Below are 6,615 nucleotides of genomic sequence, written 5' to 3' on the forward strand. Positions count from 1 at the left end.
TCAAGGCCTATGAGATTAAGGATATCTCCGGGCTTTCCCACGGCATCGGCTGGTGCGCTCCCCAGCAGGGCGCCTGCAAGCTGACCCTGAACGTGAAGGAAGGCATCGTCCAGGAGGCTCTGGTTGAGACCCTGGGCTGCTCCGGCATGACCCACTCCGCTGCTATGGCCGCTGAGATTCTTCCCGGCAAGACCCTGCTGGAGTGCCTGAACACGGACCTGGTGTGCGACGCCATCAATGTTGCCATGCGTGAAATCTTCAAGCAGCTGGCCTATGGCCGCAGCCAGACCGCGTTCTCTGAGGACGGTCTGCCCATTGGCGCGGGTTTGGAGGACCTGGGCAAGGGCCTGCGCTCTCAGGTGGGCACCATGTTCTCCACCGGAGCCAAGGGCGTCCGCTACATGGAGATGGCCGAGGGCTATGTCATTAAGATGGCCCTGGACGAGAACAACGAGGTCACCGGCTACCAGTTCGTCAAGCTGGGCAAGATGCTGGAGGATATCCGCCACGGCGTCTCTCCCGATGAGGCATATAAGAATAATATCGGCCAGTACGGCAGGTTCGACGGCGCTGCCAAATACATCGATCCCAGAGAAGAATAATTCCAGACCCATACTATACTTAGGAGGACAACGAAATGGCTAACGACGTCATGTTTGAAGGCAAAGAAAGAAGAATGCCCAAGATTGAAAAATGTCTTGCGGAGTATGGCCTGGGCAGCTTGGAGGAGGCCCGGGAGCTCTGCAAGTCCAAGGGCTTTGACCCCTATGACATTGTGAAGGGCGTGCAGCCCATTGCGTTTGAGAACGCCGGCTGGGCCTACACCTTGGGCTGCGCTGTAGCAATCAAGAAGGAAGTCAAGACCGCCGCTGAGGCCGCTGAGGCCATTGGCATCGGTTTGGAGGCTTTCTGCATTCCCGGCTCTGTGGCCGAGCAGCGCAATGTGGGCCTGGGCCACGGCAACCTGGGCGCTATGCTGCTGCGGGACGAGACCAAGTGCTTCGCTTTCCTGGCCGGACACGAGTCCTTCGCCGCCGCTGAGGGCGCTATCGGCATTGCCAAAACCGCCAACCGTGCCCGCAAGGAGCCCCTGCGCATCATCCTCAACGGTCTGGGCAAGGACGCCGCTTACATCATCTCCCGTATCAACGGCTTTACCTATGTGAAGACTGATTATGACTTCTTCACCGGCGAGCTGAAGATTGAGGAGACCAAGCCCTTCTCCGACGGCGAGCGCGCTGCTGTCAAGTGCTATGGCGCCAACGACGTTCTGGAAGGCGTGGCGATCATGAAGCACGAGGGCGTGGACGTGTCCATCACCGGCAACTCCACCAACCCCACCCGGTTCCAGCATCTGGTGGCCGGCACCTATAAGAAGTGGGCTTTGGAGAATGACAAGAAGTACTTCTCTGTGGCCTCTGGCGGCGGCACCGGGCGCACTCTGCACCCGGACAACATGGCTGCTGGTCCTGCTTCTTACGGCTTGACCGACTCCATGGGCCGTATGCACGGCGACGCTCAGTTCGCTGGCTCCTCTTCTGTGCCTGCGCATGTGGAGATGATGGGCTTGATGGGTATGGGCAACAACCCCATGGTAGGCGCTACTGTGGCCTGCGCTGTGGCTGTATTTGAGGGCATGAGCAAGTAATCTGCATATTATTTGACAGAACAAGGGGCTGGTACAGGCATTGTACCAGTCCTTTTCTGCATATTTTTAGCTCCTTTCAAATTTACTCTTGACAATATCAGTCATTCGTGTTACACTACGTTTAACGTTAAAGCTAAAAGTTAAATGATTGGGAGTGATAAAAATGGGACTATGCAGATGACCCTGCGAGCGCTGGCCGATCCGATTCGCAGAGAGATCCTCACTCTGCTGAAGTCAGGAAGAATGTCGGCAGGGGAGATCGGAGAACATTTTCCAGTAACCGGAGCAGCGGTTTCCCGGCATCTGTCCGTATTGAAGGAGGCCGAGCTGGTACGGGACCAAAGAGAGGGAAAGTTCATCTTCTATGAGTTGAACACTTCGGTACTGGAGGAAGTCATGCTATGGATTGCTGAACTAAAGGGAGGGGAGTCCTGTTATGCTGAAACAGAATAAATGGAAGCTTCTGGCCACTTCGCTGATTATTCTTGTGCCAATTCTGGTAGGGCTGGTCCTTTGGCCCAAACTGCCTGATACCATGCCTACGCACTTTGGTTTGGACGGCACAGCAGATGGTTGGAGCGGCAAGGGCTTTGGCGTTTTCGGTCTGCCGTTGATTTTGCTGGGAGCCCATCTTTTCTGCATCATTTTGACGTCCGCCGACCCAAAATCTCAAAACATAGGCAGAAAACCCATTGCGCTGTTGTTCTGGCTGATGCCAATCGTGTCATTGGTCATGAATATGGCGATTTATGCCTACATACTAGGCACCAAGATCAACATGCTGTTTATCTGCATATGTTTGGTGGGAATCATGGAGATTGTTCTGGGAAACTATCTGCCCAAGGTGCAGCAGAATTACACATTTGGCCTCAAACTGCCATGGACGTTGCATGACCCGGAAAACTGGAACCGCACCCACCGTCTGGCAGGCCGGTGCAGCATCATATCTGGCACCATTCTGATCGTCACCGCCATACTGAACACGCCATGGGTCGTTGTGATCTCCCTATGCCTGAATGTGCTGGTTCCTACCCTCTATTCCTTTGTGTACGACCTTCAGCACCGTCCCCATCATGAATAGGCAATTCCTGCCCGAACAAAAAAGTGTCGTGTCAGCTTTGCATTGCTGACACGGCACTTTTTTGTTATATGGCTTCACTCAGCGAAACAGTCCTACGATCCGCTCCCAAAGACTGCCGGACTCCTCGGTGGGGTATTTCTCATCAACAGCCTCAGTCTCTGCTTTTTGCTCAGGCTGTCTGGTCTTCATAATGAATTTGACCGAGCTCTGCGTTCCCTCAGCTGCGCCGGAAAAGCTTTGGTAGGATTTCAACAGCTCCTTCATGCTTTCTACCGTCACATTCAGCTCCTCTAATTGCTCCGGGTCGACACTGCTGGTCAACTTTGAGATCGCCTCCTCGTCAAAACGGATCAGCCCATCCTGAAGCTCACTGGAACCCTCAGCCAGACGGGAGGCGCCTTCTGCCAATTCAGCCGCACCGCGTACCAAAGCCTGAATCCCCTCTGTCAGTTGCCCGGCTCCCGCAGCCAGTTCATCAATCCCAGCGGCCAGTTGAGCCGCGCCGTCAGCCAGAGCGGCGTTGCCGTCGCGCAGACTGCCTGCACCAACACTCAGCTGGTTCGCGCCAGCTGCCAGCTCGTTGACGCCTCCTGTCAGTCCCGGCAGCTGCTGGCCCAGCTGAGCCAGACCGCTGTCCAGTTGGTTGGCTCCGGCAGCAGCGTTGGCTACGCCCTGGGTGTACTCTGCCGTACCCTGTGACAGTGCGCCCGCACCCTGATACAGAGCAGCCGCTCCCTGGCCGGCCTGTTGAATTCCTCCCTGGATCTGCGCGTATTGTGCGTTCAGTTGGTCCATCCCGGAGGAAAGCCCCCCAGCCGCCTGGTATGCGCTTGTGTAGGCAGTCAGCAGCGGAGCTTGCTGTTCCGGGTCTATCCCTGCCCCTGCCAGCAGCTGCCCAAAGGCTTCGGGGGAGGGAAGCTGCTGCATCGCTGCCGAGCCCTGTGCCGCCGCGTCACTCAGAGCGCCGGCAAAGGCCTGGGAACCGGAGCCCAGCGTTCCCTCTGGGCTCAAGGACTCTGCCAGGGCGGCTGAGCCCTCCAACACCTGTGACGCCCCAGCGTTCAACGGAGCGCTTTGCTCATTAAGCGTATTCAACCCGGCAGCCAGAGTCGCGCTGCCTGTTTTCAGCTGCTGACAGGCAGAAGACAACGCGCCTGCGCCGCTTTGCAGGTTGCCCAGTCCGGCGGCCAGCTGGTCTGCGCCGGACTTCAACTCATTGGCCCCATCCCGGGCAGAGACGCTGCCGCTGTTCAGCGCACTTGCGCCGTTCTGCAGAGCGGCAGTGCCGTCGCGCAGCTTTGCCGCGCCGTTGTCCAGCTGTATCACCCCATCCTGGAGCTTGACCGCGCCGGTACTCAGCTCAGAAGCCCCCTGGGCAAGCTGAGCCGCGCCGTCCAGCAGCTTTGTCATGGCTTCTTCCATAGCGTCCATGTCATCGCCCAGGCCTTCCAGCTTTTCCAATTCATCCAGAGCAGTGTCCTCCAACAGCTCGGGGTCTGTAGCGCAGGCCACAAAAATAGTGGGAGCAGTCAACTCCTTCACATCAGCCTCTACTGTCACAGTGTCAAAAAGCTTATCTTCCAAATCTGTGCCGGAGAGCAGCCCGTCCAAACTATCATTAACGCCAGGCAGACATAAGAAGCCCACCGCCTGTCTGCCGTTGAAGCTCTCTGTCCTGCCGTGCTCCGCCTGAATATTTGTGGCATTCTCATCCAAGACCACAGCTGCCATCGTGAAGAAGGGGGCGCATACCTGACGTTCCTGACCGTTGACAGTCACGATAGCAGTCTCATGATTGGTAAAATGGACCGAGACGGACAACCGGCCGGACTTGCCCAGAAGCTCCTCCAAAGGCGCTTCCGTCCCATCTAGGCAGTAGGTGATCTCCGCACTGACAGGGGCCTGTTTCTCCGTGCTGCCGTTATAATGGGCATCGTCCGCCTCCACATTCCAGGTGAGGGTCTGGCCGTTCTGGGTGAACCCGCCCTCGCCGCTGGTGCAGGCAATATCGGAAAGACTGCTTTCATCGGCAACACCAGAAAGACCGCCCTCCCGGTGCAGGTGTACGCTGACGCTTTGGCTGGACAGACTGCCGTCAGGGTTCAAAATTGTGTAAACGGTCTCCTTTTTCTCCAATTCTCCGGCCGCAATCGCGGGCATTCCCATAGAGGCGGCCAACACTGCCGACATAGCCAGACAGAAAAATTTTTTAGCAGGTTTCATCGTAATTTGCGCTCCTTTCTAATCAATCGGCTTTCATAGGCATATTAGGACTATTTTCTCTTAAATCGTCCATATCCGGAAGAGGTTCTTGCGATATGCTGTCAGACTTTTTGAGCCATCGCCATGTAGTGTGCCTGATAACAGGCTCCAACACCATCAGCAGGCAGGGCAGCACCAGAATAATCAACACCATACTGACCAGCGCACCCCGGGAGATCAGGAGACAAATGCTCTTCAGCAGCTCCATTTTGCTGATTGCGGCAACGCCTACTGTGGCAGCGAAAAATGTCAAACCGCTGGACAAAATGCTTTGACTGCAGTATTGGCAGGCCAGTTGGGCAGCCTCCCGGCTTGTGCGGCCAATGCTCCGCTCCTCCCGAAAACGGGTGGTCATCAGAATAGCGTAGTCAACAGTCGCCCCTAGCTGGACTGTCCCAATCACAATACTGGCAATAAAGGGCAGCGTTGTGCCTGTAAAATAGGGGATGCCCAGGTTGATAAAGATAGCTCCTTCAATAACCGCCACTAACAGAACCGGAACCGACAGGCTCATAAAGCTCAGGGCAATGATGACAAAAACCGCAGCGATAGAGGCCACATTCACATGGGCAAAGTCCGTGTCCGCAATTTCAATCAGGTCCTTTGTCATGGCGCCCTCGCCGGTGATTACCCCCTGCGGGTCTGCCGCCTTTACCAAAGCGTTTATCTCTTCCAACTGGGCGTTCAAGGCATCGGTGCCGCTTTTATAGGCGCTGTTGGCCAAAATCAGCTTGTATCCCCCTGACTGGGCCAGCTGACGGACATTTTCAGGTAAAAAGGCCATATCAATTCCTTCCGTAAATGCCTCCGCAGAACCGGCCTGCGTCACGCCCTCCACCTGCTTCAGTTTATTGCAGAGATTACTGATCTCTCCATTGGTCAAGCTTTCGTCGACCAGAATAAAGTGAGAGGTGGTCATGCCAAAGTCATCCCGCAGCTTGTTTGTGCTGGCAATCCCGGTCAAATCCTGAGGCAAGCTGTCAAACAGGGTATAGTATACGCTGGTCTTGCTCTGAGCCAGAGAGAAGGGCGCCATAAGAATCAGAAATACCGCGATAACTGGCCCGGGATGCTTTGCCACAAACCGGCTCGCCCCTTTGAGCTGGGGGATGAACACCCGGTGGCGATGCCTTTCCACTGCCCGGTCAAAGGTAAGAATCAGCGAGGGGAGAATGGTGATGGTGCAGAGCACACCCAGGGCTACGCCCTTTGCCATAACAATTCCGATGTCCCGCCCCAGAGTAAGCCGCATGGTACAAAGGGCCAGAAACCCCGCAATGGTGGTCAGACTGGATGCGGTAATAGAGGAGAAGGTGTTGACAATGGCCCGGGCCATTGCCCGTTCCTTGTCAGATTCCTGTAACTTTTCCTCCTCATACCGGTGTAAAAGAAAAATAGAAAAGTCCATGGTCACGCCCAACTGCAGCACGGTCGACAATGCTTGCGTAATATAGCTGATCTCTCCTAAAAAAATATTAGAGCCAAAATTGTAGAGGATGGGGAAGATGAGCCCGATCATAAACAGCAGGGGTACAATGGCGCTCTCCGTTGCCAGAAAAAGCACCAGCAGGCTGGCTCCTACCGCGCACAGGATGTACAATGGCATCTCCGTATCCACCAACGC

At 55.6% G+C, this 6,615-nt stretch carries 6 protein-coding genes; 4 read left to right on the forward strand and 2 right to left on the reverse strand.

From position 1 onward, the window contains the following. The 4 genes from ACTO5E_RS09505 to ACTO5E_RS09520 form a co-directional block, all read left to right on the forward strand. On the forward strand, nt 1-602 hold a 602-nt coding region (locus ACTO5E_RS09505; protein WP_482303214.1), incomplete at its 5' end, for an iron-sulfur cluster assembly scaffold protein. A 35-nt stretch (nt 603-637) separates the two neighbouring features. Continuing rightward, complete coding sequence (locus ACTO5E_RS09510; RefSeq protein WP_482303215.1) at nt 638-1,648, forward strand: GGGtGRT protein; 1,011 nt, start codon at nt 638-640, stop codon at nt 1,646-1,648. A gap of 171 nt (nt 1,649-1,819) precedes the next feature. After that, nucleotides 1,820-2,101 (forward strand): autorepressor SdpR family transcription factor, encoded by a 282-nt coding sequence (locus ACTO5E_RS09515; RefSeq protein ID WP_482303216.1) that lies wholly within the window; start codon nt 1,820-1,822, stop codon nt 2,099-2,101. Continuing rightward, nucleotides 2,085-2,729 (forward strand): SdpI family protein, encoded by a 645-nt coding sequence (locus ACTO5E_RS09520; protein WP_482303217.1) that lies wholly within the window; start codon nt 2,085-2,087, stop codon nt 2,727-2,729. The genes ACTO5E_RS09515 and ACTO5E_RS09520 overlap by 17 nt, the downstream gene beginning before the upstream one ends. A 78-nt stretch (nt 2,730-2,807) precedes the next feature. On the opposite strand, the gene ACTO5E_RS09525 is transcribed toward ACTO5E_RS09520, so the two are convergent. Together ACTO5E_RS09525 and ACTO5E_RS09530 are read right to left on the reverse strand one after the other, a co-directional pair. After that, the gene (locus tag ACTO5E_RS09525; RefSeq protein ID WP_482303218.1) at nt 2,808-4,952 is read right to left on the reverse strand and encodes a methyl-accepting chemotaxis protein; all 2,145 of its coding nucleotides are present in this window, start codon (nt 4,950-4,952) and stop codon (nt 2,808-2,810) included. Nucleotides 4,953-4,974: 22 nt separating this feature from the next. After that, nucleotides 4,975-6,615 (reverse strand): efflux RND transporter permease subunit (locus tag ACTO5E_RS09530; protein ID WP_482303219.1); only part of this gene is annotated, 1,641 nt, incomplete at its 5' end.

This window comes from Acutalibacter sp., assembly GCF_056800975.1.